This window comes from Streptomyces sp. NRRL S-646 (assembly GCF_000720765.1).
Lineage (GTDB): Bacteria > Actinomycetota > Actinomycetes > Streptomycetales > Streptomycetaceae > Streptomyces.
Window position 1 is genome coordinate 375339 of record NZ_JODC01000008.1, and the last position, 22610, is coordinate 397948.

22 protein-coding genes are annotated in these 22610 nt (G+C 72.1%); 10 read left to right on the forward strand and 12 right to left on the reverse strand.

Going from position 1 to position 22610, the window contains the following annotated elements; all coding sequences use genetic code 11:
* Nucleotide 1: 1 nt before the first annotated feature.
* A complete protein-coding gene (lanKC, locus tag IH68_RS0121755) occupies nucleotides 2-2563 on the reverse strand; it encodes a class III lanthionine synthetase LanKC (protein WP_030937755.1) in 2562 nt (853 codons plus the stop codon).
* 196 nt (nucleotides 2564-2759) lie between these two features.
* Between lanKC and IH68_RS0121760 the strand changes: the two genes are divergently transcribed.
* Nucleotides 2760-5207, forward strand: coding sequence for a SpoIIE family protein phosphatase (locus IH68_RS0121760; protein ID WP_030937756.1), 2448 nt, complete (start codon nucleotides 2760-2762; stop codon nucleotides 5205-5207).
* Here the strand turns inward: IH68_RS0121760 and IH68_RS0121765 are convergent.
* The gene (locus IH68_RS0121765; RefSeq protein WP_030937757.1) at nucleotides 5197-5649 is read right to left on the reverse strand and encodes a MarR family winged helix-turn-helix transcriptional regulator; all 453 of its coding nucleotides are present in this window, start codon (nucleotides 5647-5649) and stop codon (nucleotides 5197-5199) included. The two genes, IH68_RS0121760 and IH68_RS0121765, sit on opposite strands and share 11 nt — an antisense overlap.
* A 173-nt stretch (nucleotides 5650-5822) precedes the next feature.
* Here IH68_RS0121765 and IH68_RS0121770 point away from each other — a divergent pair, with 173 nt between their 5' ends.
* The 6 genes from IH68_RS0121770 (at nucleotide 5823) to IH68_RS0121795 (ending at nucleotide 10865) form a co-directional block, all read left to right on the forward strand.
* The gene (locus IH68_RS0121770) at nucleotides 5823-6791 is read left to right on the forward strand and encodes an alpha/beta hydrolase (RefSeq protein ID WP_030937758.1); all 969 of its coding nucleotides are present in this window, start codon (nucleotides 5823-5825) and stop codon (nucleotides 6789-6791) included.
* A 121-nt stretch (nucleotides 6792-6912) separates the two neighbouring features.
* Nucleotides 6913-7092: a hypothetical protein gene (locus tag IH68_RS0121775; RefSeq protein WP_030937759.1), complete on the forward strand. Its 180-nt coding sequence runs from the start codon at nucleotides 6913-6915 to the stop codon at nucleotides 7090-7092.
* A 71-nt stretch (nucleotides 7093-7163) separates the two neighbouring features.
* The gene (locus IH68_RS0121780; protein WP_030937760.1) at nucleotides 7164-8231 is read left to right on the forward strand and encodes a glucose-1-phosphate thymidylyltransferase; all 1068 of its coding nucleotides are present in this window, start codon (nucleotides 7164-7166) and stop codon (nucleotides 8229-8231) included.
* Nucleotides 8228-9196: a dTDP-glucose 4,6-dehydratase gene (rfbB, locus tag IH68_RS0121785; RefSeq protein ID WP_030937761.1), complete on the forward strand. Its 969-nt coding sequence runs from the start codon at nucleotides 8228-8230 to the stop codon at nucleotides 9194-9196. The genes IH68_RS0121780 and rfbB overlap by 4 nt, the downstream gene beginning before the upstream one ends.
* Nucleotides 9193-10065, forward strand: a complete 873-nt coding sequence (rfbD, locus tag IH68_RS0121790) for a dTDP-4-dehydrorhamnose reductase (RefSeq protein ID WP_030937762.1) — start codon at nucleotides 9193-9195, stop codon at nucleotides 10063-10065. Before rfbB ends, rfbD begins: the two co-directional genes overlap by 4 nt.
* Nucleotides 10062-10865 (forward strand): class I SAM-dependent methyltransferase, encoded by an 804-nt coding sequence (locus tag IH68_RS0121795; RefSeq protein WP_030937764.1) that lies wholly within the window; start codon nucleotides 10062-10064, stop codon nucleotides 10863-10865. The genes rfbD and IH68_RS0121795 overlap by 4 nt, the downstream gene beginning before the upstream one ends.
* Here the strand turns inward: IH68_RS0121795 and IH68_RS0121800 are convergent.
* The 5 genes from IH68_RS0121800 to IH68_RS0121820 form a co-directional block, all read right to left on the reverse strand.
* Nucleotides 10855-11463: a dTDP-4-dehydrorhamnose 3,5-epimerase family protein gene (locus IH68_RS0121800; protein WP_030937765.1), complete on the reverse strand. Its 609-nt coding sequence runs from the start codon at nucleotides 11461-11463 to the stop codon at nucleotides 10855-10857. The genes IH68_RS0121795 and IH68_RS0121800 overlap by 11 nt on opposite strands.
* Nucleotides 11464-11467: 4 nt before the next feature.
* Nucleotides 11468-13426, reverse strand: a complete 1959-nt coding sequence (locus IH68_RS0121805; RefSeq protein ID WP_030937767.1) for a glycosyltransferase family 2 protein — start codon at nucleotides 13424-13426, stop codon at nucleotides 11468-11470.
* Between the two features lie 121 nt (nucleotides 13427-13547).
* Nucleotides 13548-14132: a hydrolase gene (locus tag IH68_RS0121810; RefSeq protein WP_030937769.1), complete on the reverse strand. Its 585-nt coding sequence runs from the start codon at nucleotides 14130-14132 to the stop codon at nucleotides 13548-13550.
* Between the two features lie 3 nt (nucleotides 14133-14135).
* Nucleotides 14136-15545: an MFS transporter gene (locus IH68_RS0121815; RefSeq protein WP_037885021.1), complete on the reverse strand. Its 1410-nt coding sequence runs from the start codon at nucleotides 15543-15545 to the stop codon at nucleotides 14136-14138.
* On the reverse strand, nucleotides 15542-16003 hold the full coding sequence (locus IH68_RS0121820) for a MarR family winged helix-turn-helix transcriptional regulator (protein ID WP_030937773.1): 462 nt from the start codon (nucleotides 16001-16003) through the stop codon (nucleotides 15542-15544). Before IH68_RS0121820 ends, IH68_RS0121815 begins: the two co-directional genes overlap by 4 nt.
* 157 nt (nucleotides 16004-16160) lie before the next feature.
* Here IH68_RS0121820 and IH68_RS0121825 point away from each other — a divergent pair, with 157 nt between their 5' ends.
* Nucleotides 16161-16973 carry an SAM-dependent methyltransferase gene (locus tag IH68_RS0121825; RefSeq protein WP_030937775.1) on the forward strand — a complete coding sequence of 271 codons (813 nt, stop codon included), beginning with the start codon at nucleotides 16161-16163 and terminating at the stop codon, nucleotides 16971-16973.
* Nucleotides 16974-17028: 55 nt separating this feature from the next.
* Nucleotides 17029-17529, forward strand: a complete 501-nt coding sequence (locus IH68_RS0121830) for a metallophosphoesterase family protein (RefSeq protein WP_030937776.1) — start codon at nucleotides 17029-17031, stop codon at nucleotides 17527-17529.
* A 90-nt stretch (nucleotides 17530-17619) separates the two neighbouring features.
* On the opposite strand, the gene IH68_RS59170 is transcribed toward IH68_RS0121830, so the two are convergent.
* On the reverse strand, nucleotides 17620-17745 hold the full coding sequence (locus IH68_RS59170) for a hypothetical protein (protein WP_267883739.1): 126 nt from the start codon (nucleotides 17743-17745) through the stop codon (nucleotides 17620-17622).
* 118 nt (nucleotides 17746-17863) lie between these two features.
* Here IH68_RS59170 and IH68_RS0121840 point away from each other — a divergent pair, with 118 nt between their 5' ends.
* Nucleotides 17864-18778: an aminoglycoside phosphotransferase family protein gene (locus IH68_RS0121840; RefSeq protein ID WP_078912570.1), complete on the forward strand. Its 915-nt coding sequence runs from the start codon at nucleotides 17864-17866 to the stop codon at nucleotides 18776-18778.
* A gap of 6 nt (nucleotides 18779-18784) precedes the next feature.
* Here the strand turns inward: IH68_RS0121840 and IH68_RS0121845 are convergent, their stop codons facing one another.
* The 4 genes from IH68_RS0121845 to IH68_RS0121860 are packed head-to-tail and all read right to left on the reverse strand — an operon-like array spanning nucleotide 18785 to nucleotide 22609.
* Nucleotides 18785-19390, reverse strand: a complete 606-nt coding sequence (locus IH68_RS0121845; RefSeq protein WP_030937780.1) for an SRPBCC family protein — start codon at nucleotides 19388-19390, stop codon at nucleotides 18785-18787.
* An 18-nt stretch (nucleotides 19391-19408) separates the two neighbouring features.
* Complete coding sequence (locus IH68_RS0121850; protein WP_030937782.1) at nucleotides 19409-20509, reverse strand: XdhC family protein; 1101 nt, start codon at nucleotides 20507-20509, stop codon at nucleotides 19409-19411.
* Nucleotides 20502-21677 (reverse strand): vWA domain-containing protein, encoded by a 1176-nt coding sequence (locus tag IH68_RS0121855; RefSeq protein ID WP_234341482.1) that lies wholly within the window; start codon nucleotides 21675-21677, stop codon nucleotides 20502-20504. Before IH68_RS0121855 ends, IH68_RS0121850 begins: the two co-directional genes overlap by 8 nt.
* A gap of 5 nt (nucleotides 21678-21682) precedes the next feature.
* Nucleotides 21683-22609 (reverse strand): AAA family ATPase, encoded by a 927-nt coding sequence (locus IH68_RS0121860; RefSeq protein ID WP_420719004.1) that lies wholly within the window; start codon nucleotides 22607-22609, stop codon nucleotides 21683-21685.
* Nucleotide 22610 lies beyond the last annotated feature (1 nt).

Below are 22610 nucleotides of genomic sequence, written 5' to 3' on the forward strand. Positions count from 1 at the left end.
ATCAGGGCCGCCGCAGCGGCGGGAGGAACGGCAGGTGGGCGCTGTCACCGGTGGCCGCCGCGAGCGCGAGCAGGCACCCTGCCGTTCCGGTGGCGAGGTCCATGGACAGCCGCATCATCTGGTGCCCGGGGAAGGCCAGTTGGCCCTCGTACGCCATCGCGTACCAGCCGAGCGCGGCGATCTGCTCGGCCAGGTGACGGTCCGTGGCGCTCGGTTCCGTGGTGCGGCCGAGGTGCAGGATCATTCCGGCGCGGCCCTGGAAGAGGCCGGGCTGTGCGTAGAAGCGTGAGGTGGCGGCGGTGAGGATGCCGGAACGCGCCTTGTCGAACTCCGCGTCGGCGGCGTGTGCGAGATAGTCGTCCAGGACCATGCCGAGTCCCGAGCTGCCGTCACCGAGGTAGGGCAGGGTCCGCCAGCCCTCGTCGACCTCCAGGCCGCCGCTCTTCTGGACGACACAGCAGTCCAGGTCCCGGCGCAGCGCCACTCCGGCCGCTTCCAGCAGTCCCGCGTCGCCGGTCCGCTCGTACTGCCGCAGCAGGAACAGCGCCGGTCCGCTCGCACCCCGCAACAGCCCGGCCCGCTGCCGGGGCATGTCGGGGCGCGGCTCGGCAAGGCGTCGTACGACGATCTCGGCGGCCTCGGCGGCCCGCTCGTGCAGCTCCGACTCGCCCGTCGTGCCTGCCAGGTGGCCGAGGACCAGGCCGAGGCCGGCCAGGCCGCCGTGCAGGGTGGAGGAGAGGTTCTGCCACTTCTCGGCGAGGATGCCCTCGACCAGATCGAGGGCCCGCTGCCGGTGGCCGAGCCGGTCAAGGACGTGCGCGACGCCGGCGAGTCCGTCGTACAGGCCGAGCGGTGTGCCGGGCGGTGGCGGGGCCGTACGGTCGAGGAGCCAGCGTTCGCCCTCCTCGTACCGCTCGGCGCCGGTCTCGGCCAGCGCGTACAGCACTCCCGCCGCGCCGTGGGCGAGCCCGAGCCCGCCGCCGTCGGAGAACTGGGCGATGTCACCGGGGAAGAGCCGGTCCTCGCGCTCCGGGGTGGCCGAGGCGAGGATCGCCTTGACCATCGAGTCACGGCTGTGCGGCCAGTCGCCGGGCCGCACCAGCGCCGGGGCGCCCACACCGGCGCCTCGCGTGATCTCCGCGACCGCCTCGTCCAGGAACTCCCGCGGCACGTCCGGGAATTGCTCCGCGATCACCTCGGCCAGGTGCGCCGCCTTGCCCCGGTCGACCACGAACAGGGTGGTCACGGGCAGGAACAGCGCGAGCCGTAAGCAGGCCAGCGCATAGCGGTCGACGTCGGTGCCCGTCCGGTCGGGCGGGGCGAAGAAGCCGGGGTGTGCGACCACCTGACGGCCGTTCTCCGCCACCGGCGCCGCCGCCTCGAAGTCGAGCAGGAACACCGACTCCTCGTCCGGCGCGACCATGATGTTGAAGACATGCAGGTCGTTGAAGACGATCCCGCGCGCGTGCACCGCCTCCACCGCACGCTCGACCGCCCCGTGGATGCGCACCGCCCACGCCGTGTAGCGCGCGACGGCCTCCGGGTCCGGGTCCGGGGTGAGCAGCGGATGCCGTTCGGCGAAGAAGGAGTTGAGCGTGCGCCCCTCCAGGAAGTCCATGACCAGGAACCGGTGCTCGCCCAGCGTGAACCAGTCCCGCACCTCGGGCACCACACCGGTCCCCGCCACCTGCTCCAGTGCCTGCTTCTCGCGCTCCAGCCGGGCGATCGCGTCCGCACCGTCGGAGGCCAGCCCCGCGTGCGGCCGCCCCTCCTTGAGGACCACCTTGTGCCCGTCCCGGGTGTCGGTGCCGGCGTACACCCCGCCACCGTTGGAGAAGTGCAGCGCCTTCTCGATTCGGTACGGCAACTCGCCCACCGTCGTGGTGTTGCGGGCCGCCAGATGCGGCTCCAGGAACGCCGGCAGCGTCACCCACTCAGGCACCTGGAAGGACGGCGCCCGCCGGTCCGGCACCAGCGTGCCCGCTCCGTCCCGCACCGCCGGCACGAGCGAGCCCCGCTCGTCGACGACGAAGGTGCGCGCGAACGCGCCGTAGCGGACGTAGAGCGGGCCGTCGTGCCAGCGCAGATCGGTGAGGATGTACGGCCCCTCGAAACCGTCCAGCAACCGGCCCAGTTCGCGCAGCACCTGGTGGAGCTGCTCCTCGTCGGCCGGGTAGACGGTGACGAACTTGCCGCTGGTGTCGCGGGCCGCGTACTTGGTGTTGCGTAAATGCAGCAGGTGCGGTCCCGGCACGAACTTGAACGGGATCCGGCGCGGCACGCAGTAGTCCCATACGATCGCCGCGATCCGCTCCGCGTTCGCCCGGGTGGCCGAGGCGTGGATCTTCCAGCCCTGCGCCGGGCCCGGCAGCGCGCTGCCGTCCGCGCCGAGCGGCGTCAGCGTCAGCCAGTCGCCGATCCGCGCCGCATCCCAGCCCGCCGGCACCTCACGACGCGCGGTCTCGAAGAGCGGCGCCGTCTGCTGTCCGGCACCGGCAAGCCGGTCCGGCGTCTCGTAGAAGTGTCTGTCCGCGAGTGCGTACACCTCGTACCGCTTGTCCATGGATCCCCCTCCGTGGCCCGGCACCGACACTTCCAGCCGTCCGAGGGCCCGGGACAGTCACGCCTGTCACGAGATCACCGTGCGATACGCATGCGTTAAGACATGTTCGGCACGTTTCGAGTGAGCGCGCCCGATGACCTCCACGGAATGCTCACAGGGGCTGCGCAGGCGTCCCATACGCGCTGTAATTGCGGACGTGGTCAGTGAGGGCGGCGAGGCACGCAGAACGAGAACTCTGCGCGCCGAAGGCGCCCTGAAAGCGCTCACGTCCGGTCCCGCCTCACCCGAGCGGGTGCGCCGGGTCCTGGAGCAGGCGCTCGTCTTCGGCGGGGCGGCTTTCGCCGGCCTGTACACGCCGGAGGAGGACGGCGACCTGCTGTGCCTGGTCGAGTCGGTGGGCGTTCCGAGGACGCTGTTCGGGCTGCGCGACAGCTACCCGCGCTCCGGCAGCTCCCCGGTGGCCGACAGCCACCGCTCGGGGAGCCCGGTGTGGCTCGGGCCCGAGGAACTCGCGGGGGACGCCGAGACGCGGCGGACGCCGCCGCGGGACTTCCACCTGGCGGTGCTGCCCGCGCGCGGGGACGGGAACGGCGGCTGTCTGCTGGCCGTCGGCGAGCGGCCGGACGGCTTCGACACCGAGGACCGCAAGTGCCTGGAGCTGATCGCCGACGCCGTCGGCTGTCCCGCCCCCGCCCGCTCCGCCGAGGGCGACGAGCTGCCGGCCAACGCGTTCAGCCTGGCCATGGACAGCGGCCGGGTGGAGGTCGGTGACGACATCCTGCGGCTGTTCGCCGTCACCCGCGCCGAGTTCGACGGCAGGGTCGAGACCCTGCTGGGCCTGACGGTCCCGGAGGACCTGCCCTCTCTGATGTCCGTGGTCGAGGCCGACCACATGTCCCTCGGCGACCGCGAGCTGGAGTTCCGGGTCCTGCAGCCCTCCGGCCCGCCCAAGTGGCTGCGGCTGCGCGGGCGTCTGCTGCCCGGCGGCGAGGGCCGGCCCGCCACGCTCGTCGGCACGGTCGCCGACGCCTCCAAACTGCGCTCCGAGATCACCGACGTGGCCCGCGTCCAGCGCCTCGCCGCCATGCTCGCCACCGCCGGGACCGTCCGCGACGTCAGCCAGGCCGTCGTCTCCGCGCTGCGTAAGCCGCTGCAGGCCGACCGGATCGCGCTCGCCGAGCTGGAGGGCGACCGGCTCGTCGTCACGGTCCTCGAACCGGCCGATCCGGAATCCTGGCCCGAGCTGTGGCGCCTGGAGTGGCGCACCGAGTGGCCCGACGCGCCCGTGCGCGCCATGCCCACCCTGGCCGCCGCCCTGCGTGAGGGCCGGGCCCGCATCTGGCCCGCCGGCACCCCTCTGGAACCCGCCCTCGCCGACGTCGGTCCCGGCGGACTCGCCGTGCTGCCCCTGCCCGCCGGCAACCGCATGGCCGGCGCCTGTCTGATCGGCTGGGACGCCCCGCACGACTTCGGCCCCGACGAGCGCGCCCTGCTCACCGCGTCCGCGGGCCTCGCGGGTCAGGCCCTGATGCGCGCCCACGCCTTCGATGCCGAACACGAACTGGTCGGCATGCTCCAGCGCCAGCTGCTGCCGCGCCGCCTGCCCAAGCTGCCCGGTGCGGTCGCCGTCGCCCGCTATCTGCCCACCACGGCGGGCCTCGAGGTCGGCGGCGACTGGTACGACGTGATCCCGCTGCCCGACAACCACGTCGCCCTCGTCATCGGCGACGTCCAGGGCCACAACGCGAGCGCCGCCACCCTCATGGGCCAGATGCGCACCGCGCTGCGCGCCTACGCCGTCGAGGGCCACCCGCCGGACGTGGTCGTCTCCCACGCCAACCGGCTCCTGACGGACATGGAGACCGACCTCTTCGCCACCTGCTGCTACGTCGACGTCGACTTGGAGGAGGGCTCCGCCTGGTACGTCCGCGCAGGCCATCTGCCGCCGGTGCTGCGCCACCCGGACGGCAGCACCGAGGTGCCCGAGTCGGACGGCGGGCCGCCGCTCGGCGTCGTCGCCCAGGCCGACTTCCCGATGAGCGTGCTGCGGCTGCAGCCCGGCACGGTCGTCGCGCTCACCACGGACGGCCTCGTCGAGTCCGCCGAGGCCGACATCGACGACGGCATGGAGCGGCTGGCCCAGCAACTGTCCGTCTCCGACCCCGGCCACCTCGGCCTGGTCGCCGACGCCCTCCTCGGCAACGCCCGGCGCAGCGACGACGTCGCCCTGCTCCTGCTGCGCTACGACGGTATGGCGCTGCGTCCGCTGCGCGACAGCTGGACGGTCTGGCGCGTGCCCGAGGCCGTCGGTCACACCCGTCGCTTCACCCGCCGCACCCTCCGGACCTGGGGCGTGACCCGCGACGACATGGATGCCGTACTCCTGGTGGTCTCCGAACTCGTCACCAACGCCCTGGTGCACACCGACGGCCAGGTCCGCCTCGACCTCACCCTGCTCGACAACCGGCTGCGTGTCTCCGTCGCCGACGCCTCGCCCCGCACCCCCGTGAAGCCGACCAGCATCGGCTGGGAGGCCACCGGCGGCCGCGGCATCCTCCTCGTGGAGGCCATGTCGGAGGCGTGGGGGACCGTGCCGGTCAGCGGCGGCAAACAGGTGTGGGCGGAGCTCGTGCTCAGTTCGTGACGTTGGCGGTGATGAGGCGGAGGAGCTGTTTGGTCAGGGCGTCCTGCTCGGGGGTCAGGCCCATGGCGTCGCCGATGGCGAGGGGCACCCGACCCGCCCTTTCCCGCAGCTGAGCACCGGCCTCGGTGAGGCGGAGGGCGACCGACCGCTCGTCCTCGGCGCGGCGTTCGCGGCGCAGCAGCCCGTTCGCCTCCAGCCGCTTCAACAGCGGGGACAGGGTGCTGGACTCCAGCTGGAGCGCGACCCCCAGGTCACGTACGGAGATCGAGTCCTGCTCCCAGAGCACGAGCATGACCAGGTACTGCGGGTAGGTGAGGCCGAGTTCGTCCAGCAGTGGGCGGTAGCGCGCGGTGACGGCGCGGGAGGCGGCGTACAGGGCGAAACAGAGCTGGTCGTCGAGGAGGAGCGAGCCCTCGCCCGGTTCCGCTGCCGCCGGTCCCACGGTGTGGCTCCCGGTTGCTGTCCTGTGCACGGCGATCACCAGCCTGTCTTTCGGGTCCGTTCGATTGTATCGGGGGCCAATAGATGTTGCACGTATTAGTTGTGCACGACTTAATCGCACGCTACTCTCCATGGTGTGCCGCAGTCCGCGGCACCCCAACCGAGGAGGCCGTCATGACCGGCACCACCGCACCCCGCCCCGTCCTCGAGCCCGCCGCCCAGGCCTTCGCGGAGGCCACCGCCAACCCGCCCTACCTGTTCGACCTCGGCCCGGCCGAAGGACGCAAGACCGTCGACGAGGTGCAGTCCGGCGACATCGAGAAGCCCCCGGTCGACGAGGAGTGGGTCACTGTCCCCGGCGGCCCCGCCGGCCAGGTCCGCGCCCGCATCGTCCGCCCCGCCGGGGCCACCGGCCCCCTCCCGGTGATCGTCTACATCCATGGCGCGGGCTGGGTGTTCGGCAACGCCCACACCCACGACCGGCTGGTGCGCGAACTCGCCGTCGGTACCGGCGCCGCGGTCGTCTTCCCCGAGTACGACCTCTCGCCCGAAGCCCGCTATCCGGTCGCCATCGAGCAGAACTACGCGGTGGCGAAGTGGGTCGTCGAGCAGGGCACGGCCAAGGGCCTGGACGGCTCCCGCGTCGCGGTGGCCGGCGACTCCGTCGGCGGCAACATGACCGCCGCCCTGACCCTGATGGCCAAGCAGCGCGGCGACGTCCGGCTGGCCGCGCAGGTGCTGTTCTACCCGGTCACCGACGCGAGCTTCGACACGCCGTCCTACCACCAGTTCGCCGAGGGCTACTTCCTGCGCCGGGACGCCATGCAGTGGTTCTGGGACCAGTACACGACGGACGAGGCGGAGCGCGCCCAGATCACCGCATCCCCGCTGCGGGCCTCCACCGAACAGCTCACGGGTCTGCCGCCCGCCCTCGTCATCACCGGCGAGGCCGACGTCCTGCGCGACGAGGGCGAGGCCTACGCCAACAAGCTGCGCGAGGCGGGCGTCCCGGTCACCGCGGTCCGATACCAGGGCATCATCCACGACTTCGTGATGCTGAACGCCCTGCGCGAGACCCATGCCGCGGAGGCCGCCATCAGCCAGGCGATCAGCACCCTTCGCGGGGCGCTGGGCACTGCCTGAGCGTCGAACTGGGGGCTGTGCGCGGCAGGTTCCCGTGCTCGCAGGCCGGATGCGGCGTTTGACCGGGTCGCCGGAGGGGACCCGGTCGGCGGGCACTGAAGCAGAAGGAAGATGAACTGCCGTGACGCCGCACACCACAGACAAGCTTGTGATCCGTCGACCGGAGACCGGTTGGGCGCGGGCCCGGCGGCTGCGGGGCAAGGGTGTCGTACGCACCTGCATTCCGGCGGTTCTCGAACAGGGCACCACCCGAACGGACCAGTCCGGCCCGGAGGGCAACATCGTGCGGGGCGAGGACTGACCGGGCCGTCGGCCCGGACCGGCTGATTGGTCGCGATCCCTTCCATAGGGATCGCGACTAAGGTGAAGCAGATGAAGGCTCTCGTGCTGTCCGGCGGCGCCGGAACCCGACTGAGGCCGATCACGCACACATCGGCCAAGCAGCTCGTCCCTGTGGCCAACAAGGCCGTCCTCTTCTACGGGTTGGAATCCATTGCCGCGGCCGGCATCACCGAGGTCGGCGTCATCGTGGGAGACACCGCCGAAGAAATCCAGGAAGCGGTCGGCGACGGATCCAAGTTCGGTCTGGAGATCACCTACATCCCCCAGGAGCGGCCCCTCGGGCTGGCCCATGCGGTACTGATCGCGCGGGACTGGCTCGGCGACGACGACTTCGTGATGTACCTGGGCGACAACTTCATCGTCGGGGGCATCAGCGACCTCGTCGACGAGTTCCGCACCCACCGCCCCGACGCCCAGATCCTGCTCACCCAAGTGGCCGACCCGCGCGCCTTCGGCGTCGCCGAACTCGACGCCTCCGGCCAGGTGGTGGGCCTGGAGGAGAAGCCGGAGAACCCCAAGAGCGACCTCGCCCTGGTGGGCGTCTACCTGTTCACGCCCCTGATCCACGAGGCGGTGCGTGCCATCCGGCCGTCCTGGCGCGGCGAACTGGAGATCACCCACGCCATCCAGCACCTGATCGACAGCCGCGCCGACGTGCGCTGCACCGTCATCAAGGGCTACTGGAAGGACACCGGGAACGTCGTCGACATGCTGGAGGTCAACCGGACGGTCCTGGAGTCACTCGACCGCCGGATCGACGGCGAGGTGGACGAGCATTCCGAGACGATCGGGCGCGTGGTCGTGGAGGAGGGCGCACGCGTCGTGAACTCGCGCATCGTCGGCCCCGTCGTGATCGGCGCCGGCACCGTCGTCGAGGACTCCTACGTGGGCCCCTTCACCTCCGTGGCGGAGAACTGCCGGATCACCGACAGCGAACTGGAGTTCTCCATCGTGCTGCGCGACTCCTCGATCCTCGGGGTGGGCCGGATCGAGAACTCCCTGATCGGCCGGCACGTGGAGGTGACACCCGCCCCGAGTGTCCCCAGCGCCCACCGACTGGTCCTCGGCGACCACAGCAAGGTGCAGATCCACACATGAACCTTCTCGTCACCGGCGCCGCCGGATTCATCGGCTCCTGTTACGTCCGCACCCTGCTGGCCTCCGAGGCGTCCGAGGCGCTGCGGGTCACCGTGCTGGACAGACTCACCTACGCCGGCAACCTGGACAACCTCGATCTCGACCACCCCCGGCTGGAGTTCGTCCAGGGCGACATCCGTGACGCCGAACTCGTCGACAAGCTCATGACCGACGCGGACCACGTGGTGCACTTCGCCGCCGAGTCGCACGTGGACCGCTCGATCACCGGCGCCACCGACTTCGTACTGACCAACGTGGTGGGCACCCAGACCCTCCTCGACGCCGCCCTGCGCCACCGGGTGGAACCCTTCGTGCACATCTCCACCGACGAGGTCTACGGCTCCATCGACTCCGGCTCCTGGCCCGAGGACCACCCGCTGCAGCCCAACTCGCCGTACTCGGCCTCCAAGGCCTCCTCCGACCTGCTCGCCCTCGCCTACCACCGCACCCACGGCCTGGACGTCCGCGTCACCCGCTGCTCCAACAACTACGGCCCGCACCAGTACCCCGAGAAGGTCATCCCGCTGTTCGTCACCAACCTCCTGGACGGCAGGAAGGTCCCGCTCTACGGCGAGGGCCTCAACGTCCGCGACTGGCTGCACGTCGAGGACCACTGCCAGGGCGTCGACCTCGTACGCACCAAGGGCCGCCCGGGGGAGGTGTACAACATCGGCGGCGGCACCGAACTGAGCAACAAGGAACTCACCGGCCTGCTGCTGGAGGCCTGCGGGGCCGACTGGGACCGGGTCGAGTACGTCGAGGACCGCAAGGGCCATGATCTGCGCTACTCGGTCGACTGGAGCAAGGCCCGCGAGGAGCTCGGCTACCGTCCGCGCCGCGACTTCGCCACCGGCCTCGCCGACACCGTCGCCTGGTACCGGGACAACCGCGCCTGGTGGGAGCCCCTGAAGCGGCGGTCGGCATGAGGTGGCTCGTCACGGGGGCCGGGGGCATGCTCGGCCGCGACACGGTCGACGAGCTGGTCCGGCGCGGCGCGGACGTCATGGGGCTGGACCACAAGGCCCTCGACATCACCCAACAGGACTCCGTCGAGGGGGCGTTGACCGGCCACCGCCCCGACCTGGTCGTCAACTGCGCCGCGTACACAGCGGTCGACGACGCCGAGACCGAAGAGGACCGGGCCCTGCGGATCAACGGCGACGGGCCCCGCAATCTCGCCCGTGCCTGCGCGGCCCACGGCGCCCGCCTGATCCACGTCTCCACCGACTACGTCTTCGCGGGCGACGCTCATACCCCGTATCCCGAGGATCATGCCACCGCCCCGCGCACCGCTTACGGCCGCACCAAACTCGCCGGCGAGCGTGCCGTGGCCGCGGAGCTTCCCACATCGAGCGCAATCGTGCGAACGGCTTGGCTCTACGGCGTCCACGGGCGTAGTTTCGTCCGCACGATGATCGACCTGGAGTCCCGTCACGACACCCTCGACGTCGTCGACGACCAGCGCGGGCAGCCCACGTGGAGCGCGGACGTCGCCGCACGTCTCGTCGACCTCGGCCCGCATGTGGGCCGGGGTGCGAGCGGTGTCTTCCATGCCACCAGCTGCGGCGAGGCCTCCTGGTACGAGCTGGCCCGAGAGGTCTTCGCCGGCCTCGGCGTGGACCCCGACCGGGTGCGGCCCGTGGGCAGCGGGGCCTTCCCGCGGCCCGCCCCCCGCCCCGCGTACAGTGCCCTCGCCCACGGTCGTTGGCAGGAGCTGGGTCTGCCGCCGCTGCGCGACTGGCGATCCGCCCTGCACGAAGCACTTCCCCTGATCCGCAAGGAGTCTTCTTCGTGAAACGCCATGAATTCCTGCGGGGTCTGCACAAGGCCACCGCGAACCGCAACTACCTGGAGATCGGAGTCAACGACGGCCGCAGTCTCACGCTGTCCCGCGTCCCCAGTATCGCGGTCGACCCCGCGTTCAAGGTGGTCACGGAGATCCGGTGCGACGTCCACCTGGTGAAGGCCACCAGCGACGACTTCTTCGCCCGCGACAACCCCCTCGGCCACCTCAAGGGCGGCCGCCACCCCGTGCGCAACCTGCGCCGGGGTCGCAGCCCGCTCGGCTACTGGCGGCGTACCACGCTCGACCTCGCGTTCATCGACGGCATGCACCTGTTCGAGTACGCGCTGCGGGACTTCATCAACATCGAGAAGCACTCGGACTGGTCCAGCGTGATCGTCTTCGACGACATGCTGCCGCGCAGCATCGACGAGGCGGCCCGCGACCGGCACACCAACGCCTGGACCGGCGACGTCTACAAGATCATCGAGATCCTGAACCGCTACCGGCCCGATCTCGTGACCGTCCTCGTCGACACCCAGCCCACCGGCCAGCTGATCGTCTTCGGCGCCGACCACAAGAGCACGGTGCTGAAGGACAAGTACGACGAGATCATCGCCGAGTTCCAGGTGCCCGACCCGCAGAAGGTGCCCGAGGCGGTCCTGGAGCGGGTGAAGGCGGTCACGCCCGAGACCCTGCTGGGGGCAGACTTCTGGCGCCCCCTGGCCCGCGCACGCAACCGCGGCCTCAGCCGCTCCCGCGGCTGGGAACCGCTGCGCTCGGCCCTGGAGGGCCTGTCGGTCAGCCGCTGAACGGCCGGCCGCGCAACTCCTCGTAACGGGAGATGCAGGCGTCGTACGACGGCAGGAGCCCGGTCCGCCGGGCCTCTGCCAGCGACGGCGCCTGCGCGTCCTTCGGCGACAGCACCGCAGGGATGCCCTCGGGCCAGGCGATGCCCAGATCCGGGTCCAGGGGGTGCACGCCGTGCTCACGCCCCGGGGTGTACCCCGTCGAGCACAGGTAGACCACGGTGGCGTCGTCCGTCAGGGCCATGAAGGCGTGCCCGAGGCCCTCCGCGAGGAACACGGCGTGCCGGGTGTCCTCGTCGAGGCGCACCGCCTCCCACTCGGCGAAGGTGGGCGAGCCGACGCGCAGGTCGACCACCACGTCGAGGATCGCGCCGCGCACGCAGGTGATGTACTTGGCCTGCCCGGGCGGCACGTCCGCGAAGTGCACCCCGCGCAGCACACCCCAGCGGGAGACCGAGCAGTTGGCCTGTGCGAGCGAGAGGTCGTAGCCGGTGGCCTCGCGGAACTCCTCGCCGCGGTACCACTCGTGGAAGCTGCCCCGTTCGTCGGGGAAGATCTTCGGCTCCAGCGCCCACGCGCCCGCTATGCCCAGTGATCGCACGCTTTCACGCCTTTCCTGCCTTGGCTGCCCGGGACGCCGCGCGCCGTTTGAGGACCGCGGCGAGCGCACGCCGCGCCCTGCGGGCCAGCCGCCGAACCGCCGTGGGCCTGGGAGTCCGTACCACCTTGATCGAGTTCGTGTCCGCGCGCAGGGCGAGCGGCAGCGGGAGGAAGCGCGGCTCGGCGGCGTCCGGGGCCGCGCACAGAGCGGTCCGCCAGGTCGCACCGCTGAGGTCGGCGACGGTCGGGGCGGCCTCCAGCAGGGCCCCGCCCCCGGCCGGGGACAGTGTGCCGGGCACGTCCACCGACCTGTCGGGTGAGGTCAGCCGCAGCAGTACGGCCGTCTCGGCCGGGACGTGCAGCGGCAGGGGCGCGTGCAGCCGGCCCCCGGATACGCTCACGGCTTCGGGGTCGAGCCGGCCGAGGCCGAGGCGCTGGTTCGCCCGGTCGACGTCCAGCGAGAGATTGCCGTGCTGGTCGGTCCAGTACGGCAGGACCACCCGCCCGCCCACGACCGCCGCGGACGTGGCGGCGCGGGCCTTGCGCGGGCCCGGGCCCACGCGCGACGTCTTGCTCCAGCCGCCCAGCCTGACGCGGGCGTACGTGTCCCACAGCCCGGCGCGCAGCGGCGAGCCGTCCACCGCGCCGGCCGGGTCGACGGTGGCCGTCGCACGCAGGACCAGCCGCACCTGCCCGCTGTCCTCGACCGGCACGATCTCCCGGGTGACCTCGACCGGCTGGAAGTACTGGGCGGCGCTCGAGCGTTCGCGCACCAGCAGGTCAACGGTGGCCTGTCCGAACCGGGCGACGGTGTCGGCGCCCACCCAGGCGACCGCCTCCTCGAGATCCGCGGGTGGGCCGTCCAGCGGGGTGCGGACCCCGCCGCCGGGGAACGTCAGCGGCGCACCGCCCGCCGTGAGCTCTGCGACGAAGTCGAAGCGCAGCCTGCCGTCCTGCCACTCGACGGTCCCGGGCCGGGCGGAGAGGCGGAGCCCGGTCTCCCACTCGGCGAAGGCCACCACGTCGTCGTACCGGTCGGCGGCGACGAGCGCGGCAACGACCTGCTGCGTCGGCTGCAGTCCGGCGGCGACACCGGGGCCGAAGCGCTCGACGACGACCTGGCGGATCTCCTCGAACTGCTTGCGCCGGTAGTCGTCCGGCTTGGCGAGGAGGCGGTTGCCGCGCAGCCGCTCCACCATCTCCACGCGCAGCCAGCGGCGGTGCAGACTGTCGCGCACCTCGCCCGGCTCGGTGTACTGCTCGACGACGTCCAGCGCCTCCCGCAGGTTCTTGAAGTACCCGACGGGGTCGAACTGTTGGAAGCCCGCGTTGGAGGAGTCGTCGCGCCGGAGGTGGTAGTAGCAGACGTAGTCGCCGATGACGGACACGTTGGCCGCGCGCAGATACGCCTCCGTCACGAAGACGTGGTCCTCCAGCCGTCGTCTGCCCTCGGGGAAGCGCAGGCCGATCTCGTCCAGGAAGGCCCGGCGGAACATCTTGTGCGGGGTGAGGCTGTCGATGAGCGGGGCGTCCCGCACGCTGGCCCGCGGCCGGTTGCGGCGGAACAGCTCCACCGGCACCCCGCGGCCCTGGCCGGCCATCTTGCCGACGACGACGTCGGCGCCGTTGGCCACCCCGTAGCCGTACATCCGCTCCAGGGCCTCGTCGGCGAGGCGGTCGTCGTTGTCGACGAACATGACGTACTCGCCCTGGGAGGCGGCGATACCGACGTTGCGGGGCTTGCCCGACCAGCCGGAGTTCTCCTGGTGGATCACCCGGACCCGGGGCTCCTCTGCGGCAAGCGCATCGAGCCGGGCCGGGGTCTGGTCGGTGGAGCCGTCGTCGACGAAGATCACTTCGTACTCGTCGGGTGGCAGTGACTGCTTCAGCAACGAGGTGATGCAGTCCTCGATGTAGGGCCCCGGGTTGTAGACGGGGACGATGACGCTGACCTTGACCGGCATCGGGCTTCCGAGCCCCCTCGGGTCGCTCGCCGAAAGTGTGGGTACGGGTGGGCAGATGCTATCTCCGCCGGGAGCTTCGTCCCACTCCGGGCCCGCCTTGAGATCGTTTCTACGGGCCGGATCAGTCGTGCGTCTTGGCCAGCAGCTCCAGGATCTCGGCCGTGGTGCCCGTCTCGCCCAGCCGCGGGAAGATCCGCTCGATGCTGCCCCGGTGGGCCTCGGGGTCCATGTCGCTCATGGCGTCGGTGGCGAGTGTGACGTGGTAGCCGTGCTCGTGCGCCGCGCGGGCGGTGGACTCCACGCCGATGCTGGTGGCGATGCCGGTCAGCACGATCTGCGTGACGCCGCGACGGCGCAACTGGACGTCGAGACCGGTGCCGTGGAAGGCACCCCAGTTGCGCTTGGTGACGGTGATGTCGCCGGGGTGACCGGCCAGTTCGGCGACCACGACGTCCCAGCCCTCAGGGAAGGTGCCGCCCGGGCGAGGGGCCTCGGTACGGCCGGGGACCGTGTCCGCTCCGTCGGCGGCGAAGGAGACCCGGACCAGCACCACGGGCAGACCACGGGTGCGGAAGGCGTCGGCGAGTTCGACCGTACGGGTGACGACGTCGGCGCCGGTGTGCGGCTGGACGGGCGCGGCGACGATGCCGGCCTGGAGGTCGATCACCACGAGGGCGGTGCGCGGGTCGAGGGCGGTGACGGTCATGGATCAGGCCTTTCGTTGCGGGACGAGGGTGTCGAGTGAACGGTCGGGAAGAGAGGACGCGAGGAGCAGCGTCGATCCGGCGAGCATGAACACGGCCAGGTCGTGCATCCCGGAGGTGTCGGCGCGGTGGGGGAAGAAGGCCGCGTTCGCGGCGGCCGCGGCCAGCGCGCCGAGATAGCCGAAGGTGCGCAGCAGCCCGGCGGCCGAGGCGGTGCGGGCCGGCTCGGCCTGGCGGTACAGGGCGTTCTGGATGGCGAGTCCGAGGAGGCCCTGCGGCACACCCATCACCGCTCCGACGAGGAGCAGCGCCCAGACAGGGGTTCCGGAGCCGACCAGCAGCAGCGTGGCGCAGCCTGCCATCTGCACGAGGCTGCCGACGACGAGCTTGGCCCGTACGGCCTCCCGTCGACCGGTGACGGCGGAGACGGCGAGCCCGGTGGCCGACAGCGACAGCAGCACCAGTCCCGTGGTCGCGGCGTGCAGCCCGCGCCCCTCCTCCAGCCACTGGGTGAACCCGTACATGAAGGCGTACGCCGTCGTGTAGGCGAGCAACTGGCGCACAAACGTGACGATCAGCGGGATGTTGCCGCCGAGGACGCGCAGGTCGACGAACGGGTCGGGCACGCGCAGCTCCCGCCCCGCGAAACCCGTCGCGGCGACGGCGGACACGACCGGCAGATACCACCGATCGAGCCGCAGGCCCGTCAGGAAGACCATCAGCGAGACCAGCATGACCGCGAACAAGGCCATGCCGGGCAGGTCGACACCTCGTCCCCGGCCTGGTGGCCGCCGGGGAGTCCTCGGCAGACGGCGCGTGCCCAGGACCAGACAGACCACGGACAGCGGCACGTTGACGGTGAAAACGGCCCGCCAGCCACCGAAGCCGATCAGCAGACCGCCGAGGGCGGGACCGATCACGGCCACGACCTGGTTGGCCATGGCGAGCGCGGTCAGTACCCCCGCCGGGCTGTCCCGGCCCGTGCGCTCGGCCTCGCTCCGCGTCAGCTGCATCGCCGCCGGATACGCCGCCGACGTCCCGAAACCGAGCAGCACGCGCGCGCCGATCAGCGCACCCAGCGAGGGAGCGAGCGCGCCGAGGAGTCCGGCGATCCCCACCAGGCCCGTGCCGATCAGATACAGGTGGCGCGGCCCGTACATGTCCACGAGCCGCCCGACGACCGGCTGCCCCACCGCGGTGGCCAGGTACAGGGCCGAGACCAGCCACACCGTCTCGGCCGGCGGTGCTCCGAAGGCGACGCCGATCGGCACCAACGCCACTGCGATCATCGAGGAGTTGACCGGGTTGAGTACCGAACCGACCAGCATCGGCGCGATCAGCCGCCGGTCGAACTCGGTGGGGGAGGGGCGGCTGGTCCGCGCGCTGCCCCCGATGCCGGGCAGTCGGGGTATCACGGCTGCGTGAGCCGTTCCAGCAGCGCCAGTCCATCGAGGACCGTCCGTCGTTCGTCCTCGGTGTAGCGGTCCTGCAGCGCCCGGGCCAGCCATTCCTCACGCGCCTGCCGGTCACCCTCGACCCGCAGACGGCCCGCGTCGGTCAGGGTGACGAGCTGGCGGCGGCCGTCGTCGGGGTCGGGGCTGCGCCGGATCAGCCCCTGCCGGTCCAGCGCGGCGAGCGTGGTCGCCATCGACTGCGGCCGCACACCCTCCGCCGTGGCCAGCGCGCTGGCCGTGGCGGCCCCGTGCTTGGCCACCAGGGTGAGCGCGGAGACCTGGGGCGGTGTGAGCTCGTCGTCCTCCGCGACCTCCCTGATACGGCGCCGCAGCCGGCTGAACACGACCCGCAGATCGCGCGCCGCACGGGCGGCGGAGTCGCCGATGCCCTCGGAAGGGTCGATGGCCTGTGTGTCCATGCGCCGACAATAAAACCGTAAGGTGAAACTGTCCAGTCCAGACTGAACAGCTCTACCTGTAGATCTCATGCTGTGCCAGTCAACTTGGCTTGTTCCCAAGCGCGTTGGACTACCTTGTGCGTCGACAGAGGAACGCCGACGAGGGGAGCGGATCCGAATGCACGAGCATCCGACAGGCGGCATCGCGCCGGTCGACTCCTCCGTGGCGCACCCCGCGCGCGTCTACAACGCCTGGCTGGGCGGCCGGGACAACTACCTCGCCGACCAGGAGGCGGCCGAGCTGGCCGCCGCCGCCAATCCGCAGATCGTCCCGGCCGTCCGGGCCAACAGGGCCTTCCTCGGACGTGCCGTGCGCGAGCTGACCGCGCAGGCCGGAATCCGTCAGTTCCTCGACATCGGCACGGGCATCCCCACGGCGGACAACACCCACGAGGTGGCCCAGCGCCTCGACCCCCGAGCCCGGGTGGTCTACGTCGACAACGACCCGGTCGTCCTGGCCCACGCCAGGGCGCTGCTCGTCGGCACCCCGGAAGGAGCGACGGACTATCTGGAGGCCGATCTGCGCGACGTCGAGCGCATCCTCACGGCGGCGCAGGAGACGCTGGACCTGTCGCAGCCCGTGGCGCTCATGCTGGTCGCGATCCTGCAGTACGTCCCCGACGCGGACGACCCCCACGCCATCACCCGGCGCCTCCTCGACGCCCTCGCCCCCGGCAGCCACCTCGTCCTCTCCCACCCCGCCGCGGACATCGGCGCCGAGGCGGTCGCCGCGTCGATGCGCGTGTACAACGAACGGGCCGCCGACCATGCCGGTGCGACACCTCGCACCCATGCCGAGGTCACCGGCTTCTTCGCCGGAACGGACCTGCTCGACCCGGGCGTCGTCGAACTCCCCGACTGGCACCCCGGCCCCGGGGACGTCCCGGCACCCGGCCTGCCCATGTGGTGCGGCGTCGGCCGCAAACCCTGAGCGACGCACCGGGCGGCTCACCCTGCGGCGCAGGCGCCCTCTCTAGGCTGACTGTGTGCGCCTTCTGCTGACGACCGACACCCACCTCCCCAAACGCGCCAAGCAGCTGCCCGAGCCGCTCCTGGCCGAACTCCCGCGCGCCGACGTCGTGTTCCACGCCGGGGACTGGGTCGACACGGCCACCCTCGACCTGCTGGAGGCCCGCTGCCGCAGAGTCGTCGGCGTGTACGGCAACAACGACGGACCGGCGCTGCGCGCCCGGCTGCCCGAAGTGGCGTACGCCGAGCTCGACGGAGTGCGCTTCGCAGTCGTGCACGAGACGGGCCCGGCACAGGGCCGGGAGGCCCGCTGTGCCGCCCGGTTCCCCGACCTCGATGTGCTGGTCTTCGGGCACAGCCACATCCCCTGGGACACGACCGCCCCCGGCGGCCTGCGCCTGCTCAACCCCGGCTCCCCGACCGACCGGCGGCGCCAGCCCCACTGCACCTACATGACCGCCACCGTGGCCGACGGCCTCCTCACGGACGTACAACTGCACCGCCTGCCCCCGAGGTAGCCACCGGTTTCGGGACAGCGGGGCGGGGCACCCGGCCGCGGCGGCCGTAGGTGCGCATCCGGCATCCGGCGGCGTTGTCAGACCCTCCTGTTACGAACCGAGCAGGGCGAGCACCGCGGCGGCCGCGTAGAAGCCCGCTGCTCCGAGGGCGACGGCGTGGAAGCCCCGTACGAAAAGTGTCTCGTCACCGGGCTGTCCGGCGACCGCGCCCGCCACCGCGATGCCTATCGCACCACAGTTGGTAGCCCCATAGGGCGCCGCCTACCCCTCGGACGGCGCTCCGCACCCCGAAATTCGATGGACGTCCGGCCGTCGCTCCGCTGAGATGGGCGGCGTGCTGATCGACGCAACTCTCGTACGCCGTCTGCTCGTTGCCCAGTTCCCGCAATGGGCCGAGTTGCCGGTCGCCCCGGTGCCGCAGTCCGGCATGGACAACGCCACCTTCCGGCTCGGCGGCGAGCTGTCGGTACGTCTGCCGCGCTACGCGCACTGGGTCGGCCAGGTGGAGCGCGAGCACCGCTGGCTGCCCCGCCTGGCCCCGTACCTCCCGCTGGACGTCTCCGAGCCGCTCGCCATGGGAGAACCCGGCGAGGGCTATCCCTACCCGTGGTCCGTGTACCGGTGGCTGGACGGCGAGACGGCGGCCACCGAGGCCCTGGCCGACCCGGTCGGCACCGCCCTCGACCTCGCCGAATTCATCACCGCCCTGCAGGCCGTCAACCCGACAGGCGGCCCCGGCCCCGAGCAGAGCAACGCCTTCCGCGGTGTGCCGCTGGGCGACGAGCGCGACTCCGTGGCCGCAGAGGCCCGCGTGCGGCCCAAGCTCGAGGCGCTGAAGAAGGCGGGCCTCGTCGATGCCGACGCGGTGACTCAGGTGTGGGAGGCAGCCCTCGCCGCGCCCGCCTGGGAGAAGCCGCCGGTGTGGATCCACGGCGACCTCGACGCGGGCAACCTCCTGACACAGAACGGCCGGCTGAGCGCCGTCATCGACTTCGGCACGCTGGCCGTGGCCGACCCCGCCGTGGACCTGGTGCCCGCCTGGAAGTTCCTGCCCGCGCGGGCACGGGACGTCTTCCGCGAGGCGGTCGGCGCCGACGACGCGACCTGGGCGCGGGGCCGCGGCTGGGCCCTCGCGGGATCCCTCCCGGTACCCGACGACCCCTTCTTCCGGGACCACCCGGCCCGGATCACGGCAGCCCTGAAGCATCTGGAGGCGATCCTCGCGGACTACCGCAGCACCGCAGGCTGAGGGAGATCACCCCCGCCGCCACCGCCGTACCCGCGTGAACACAACCGCCACCACGACGGCCGCCGCCACAGCCACCGCCGCCCGCTTGGCCACCGGCACCCCGGCCGCACGGAACAGGTCCAGGGGTTCGATCTCCTCCGGCGGCTCCACCACCGCCGCGGCAGGCTCGGGCTCCACGATCCGCTCCGACAGGCACTGGGCGAACTGGCCGACGAGCCGGTCACCCACCTCCGCCATCACACCGCGCCCGAACTGCGCCGGTCGCCCCGTCACCGTCAGATCGGTACGCACCGACACCGCCGTACCGCCGTCGCGCTCGGTCAGAGTGCCGGTCACCGTGGCGCGTGCGGTGCCCTGGCCGCGGGTCTCCCGGCCGCCGGCGCTCAGCACCATGCGGTGCGCCGTCTCGTCCTGCTCCTCGAAGACGGCCGTTCCCTTGTACGTCACGGTGATCGGGCCCACCTTGACCTTCACCGAGCCGGTGACGGTCTTCCCGTCGTACTCCTCGACCGTCGCCCCGGGCATGCACGGGGCGACCCGCTCGATGTCGAGGAGCGTCTGCCAGGCGTCGTCGACCGGGACCGGCACGGTGAACTCGTGGTGCAGCTCCATGACTTCCTCCAACGGGCGTTACGTCGACGGATGGATGGCCCCTCCAGTGGCCGTCAGCGGGGCGCCGCTGCCGCCCCAGCGCAGCGCGACGATCTCGGCGGCGACGGACACGGCGACCTCCTCGGGCGTACGGGCTCCGAGGTCTAGGCCGACCGGTGAGCGCAGCCGGGACAGTTCGCTCTCGGTGAGCCCGGCGTCGAGCAGGCGTCTCAGGCGGTCGTCATGGGTGCGGCGGCTGCCCATCGCTCCGATGTAGGCGGCCGGCCGGTGCAGCGCCTCCTCCAGCAGCGGCACATCGAACTTGGGGTCGTGGGTGAGGACGCAGATCACCGTGCGCTCGTCGGTGTCCGTGCCCCGCAGATAGCGGTGCGGCCAGTCGACGACCACTTCCACGGCGTCCGGGAAGCGTTTGGGTGTGGCGAACACCGGGCGGGCGTCGCACACGGTGACCCGGTAGCCGAGGAAGCTGCCGATGCGGGCGACGGCGGCCGCGTAGTCGATGGCGCCGAAGACCAGCATGCGCGGCGGCGGGGCGAAGGAGTGCAGGAAGACGGTGACCGTGTCCTCGCGGCGCTCGCCGTGCGGGCCGTAGTGTCGCAACCCGGTGGCGCCCAGGGCGAGTTCGCCGCGTGCGTCGGCGGTGACGGCGACGTCCAGGCCGGTCGGACCCAGCGTGCCGGACACCTCGTCCGGCCAGACGGCGAGGGTGGCCCCGATCGTCGCCGGCCCGTCCGTCACCGTCGCCACGGTCACCGGGCGGCCCTCGGCCACGGACTGCGCGACCGCAGCGAATCCAGGGTCGGTCTCCTGCGTGACGGGCCGGACCAGCAGGGTGATCTCACCGCCGCAGGTGAGCCCGACCGCGAACGCGTCCTCGTTGCTGTAGCCGAAGGTCTCCAGGCGCGCCTCGCCGCTCTCCACGACCTCCTGGGCGAGCTCGAACACCGCGCCCTCCACGCAACCCCCGGACACGCTCCCCACGACCTCGTCACCCGGCCCCACAGCCATGGCCGCACCGGGATCACGCGGTGCGCTGCGGCTCACGGCGACCACGGTCGCAAGTCCGAACGGGATCCGGGCCGCGTACCACTCGCTCAGCGTCGGGAGAATCTCACGCACGATCCGCTCCTTCCACGGGCGCCGGGCCGGCCCCGCGCACCACTGCCGCCAGACGCTCCAGAGCGGCCAGGCTGTGCCCCTCGACGAAAGCGTCCACGCTCGGCAGCGCCGCCGCCATCCCGGCGGCCAGAGGCGCGTAGCCGGGGCGCGCCTTGCGGGGATTGGCCCAGATCACCCGGTGTGCCAGCCGGTGCAGACGGCGCATCTGGGCGCCGAGCAGCTCCGGGTCGCCGCGCTCCCACCCGTCGGACAGCACCACCACGACCGCCCCGCGTGCCATGCCCCGCTGCCCCCAGCGGTCGAGGAACTCGCGCAGCAGCTCCCCGAGCCGGGTACCGCCGCGCCAGTCCGGCACGGCGGACGCGAGCGCGGCCATCGCCAGGTCCGGGTCGCGATGCGACAGCTCGCGGGTGACCCGGGTCAGACGGGTGCCGACGGTGAACACCTCCGTACGGCTCCCACGGGCGGCCGCATGCGCGAACCGCAGCAGCGCGTCCGCGTAGGGAGCCATCGAACCGCTGACGTCCACGAGCAGGACCACCCGCCGCGGCCGGTCCGCCCGGGTGTGCCGCCGCAGCCGGGCCGGTTCCCCGCCGCGCCGCAGCAGCTCCCGCACCGTCCGGTGCGGATCGACCGCCCCGCGCCGGTCCGGCCGCCGCCGCGCCGTGCGCCGCACCTCGCCGCGCAGCGCGAACGCGGCCAGCAACCGGCGCAGTTGCTCACGCTCGGCGGAGTCCAGCCCGGCGACGTCGCGGTGGCGCAGGACCTCCGAGGAACTGGCGAGCGCCGCTGCGGGCGGCGGGCGCTCCTCCTCGTTGCGAGCGGCCGTACGGGGCACCGGACCCTCCCGTGCAACCAGCCGCAACCGGGGAGGGGGCGGCACGGTCACCGTCCGCCCGGCGGGCGCAGCACTGCTGAAGTAGGCGGCGAACACGCGCTCGTAGCGCTCCAGGTCGTCCCGCCCGCCGCACAGCGTCAGCCGCCCCGCCCAGTACACGTCCGCCCGCATCCCGGCCCGCAGCTCGTCCACCGCCCGCAGAAAGGCGTGCACCCGCTCGGCACTCGCATCGACCCCGGCCGCGCGCAGGGCACGGGCGAAGCCGAGGAGGGCGGCGTCGGCACCGGGCGGTCCGGGCGGCGCACCGTGCTGGGACACAGGAACGTCCACGCTGCTCACGTCCCCCGGGCCGCGAGGACCGCCGCCAGATCGAGCCCGCGGGCTCGATCCGTGTCCTCCCGGTACTTGAGTACGAAGCCCAGGGTCGCCACGGCCAGCTCCGCGTCCACCTCGTTCGCGCCCAGGGCGTCCAGGGCCTGGGCCCAGTCGATCGTCTCCGCGACACCCGGCGGTTTCAGCAGGTCCTGCGACCGCAGCGCCTGCACCAGTGCGGTCACCTGCTCCGCCAGCCGAGCGGAGACGGCCGGCAAACGCCGCCGTACGATGGCCAGTTCGCGGGCGAAACTCGGATGGTCGAACCAGTGGTAAAGGCAGCGCCGCTTCAGCGCGTCGTGCACCTCGCGAGTGCGGTTGGAGGTCAGCACCACCACGGGCGGCACTTCGGCCCGTAGCGTGCCCAGCTCCGGGATCGTGACCGAGAACTCCGACAGCAGCTCCAGCAGGAACGCCTCGAACTCGTCGTCGGCACGGTCGATCTCGTCCACCAGCAGCACCGACGGCTGCGTCTCCAGCGCCTTGAGCAGCGGTCGGGCGACCAGGAAGCGACGGTCGTACAGTTCGCCCTCGAGGCGGTCGGCGTCCCTGACACCGGCCGCCTCCGCGGCCCGCAGATGCAGCAGCTGACGTGGGAAGTCCCAGTCGTACAGCGCCTGCGAGGCATCGATGCCCTCGTGGCACTGCAACCGGATCAGCGGTGCGTCCAGCGCCTCGGCCAGCGCGGACGCGAGCGCCGTCTTGCCGACGCCCGCGTCGCCCTCGCAGAAGATCGGCCGGTGCAGCCGCAGCGCCAGGAAGCAGGCGGTGGCCAGCCCGTCGTCGACGAGGTACCCCGTCTCCTCCAGGCGGGCCCGCACCTGCTCCGGGCCGTCGATGTCCCCGGCCGGGTCGAGCCTGTCCGCGATCGGGTCCTGCTGGTGCGTGATC

What these genes read in the sequence shown, in the direction of transcription:
- lanKC (WP_030937755.1), bottom strand. Translation starts at nt 2,563, where the DNA reads ATGGACAAGCGGTACGAGGTGTACGCACTCGCGGACAGACACTTCTAC.
- IH68_RS0121770 (WP_030937758.1), top strand. Translation starts at nt 5,823, where the DNA reads ATGACCGGCACCACCGCACCCCGCCCCGTCCTCGAGCCCGCCGCCCAG.
- IH68_RS0121780 (WP_030937760.1), top strand. Translation starts at nt 7,164, where the DNA reads ATGAAGGCTCTCGTGCTGTCCGGCGGCGCCGGAACCCGACTGAGGCCG.
- rfbB (WP_030937761.1), top strand. Translation starts at nt 8,228, where the DNA reads ATGAACCTTCTCGTCACCGGCGCCGCCGGATTCATCGGCTCCTGTTAC.
- rfbD (WP_030937762.1), top strand. Translation starts at nt 9,193, where the DNA reads ATGAGGTGGCTCGTCACGGGGGCCGGGGGCATGCTCGGCCGCGACACG.
- IH68_RS0121805 (WP_030937767.1), bottom strand. Translation starts at nt 13,426, where the DNA reads ATGCCGGTCAAGGTCAGCGTCATCGTCCCCGTCTACAACCCGGGGCCC.
- IH68_RS0121810 (WP_030937769.1), bottom strand. Translation starts at nt 14,132, where the DNA reads ATGACCGTCACCGCCCTCGACCCGCGCACCGCCCTCGTGGTGATCGAC.
- IH68_RS0121820 (WP_030937773.1), bottom strand. Translation starts at nt 16,003, where the DNA reads ATGGACACACAGGCCATCGACCCTTCCGAGGGCATCGGCGACTCCGCC.
- IH68_RS0121825 (WP_030937775.1), top strand. Translation starts at nt 16,161, where the DNA reads ATGCACGAGCATCCGACAGGCGGCATCGCGCCGGTCGACTCCTCCGTG.
- IH68_RS0121845 (WP_030937780.1), bottom strand. Translation starts at nt 19,390, where the DNA reads ATGGAGCTGCACCACGAGTTCACCGTGCCGGTCCCGGTCGACGACGCC.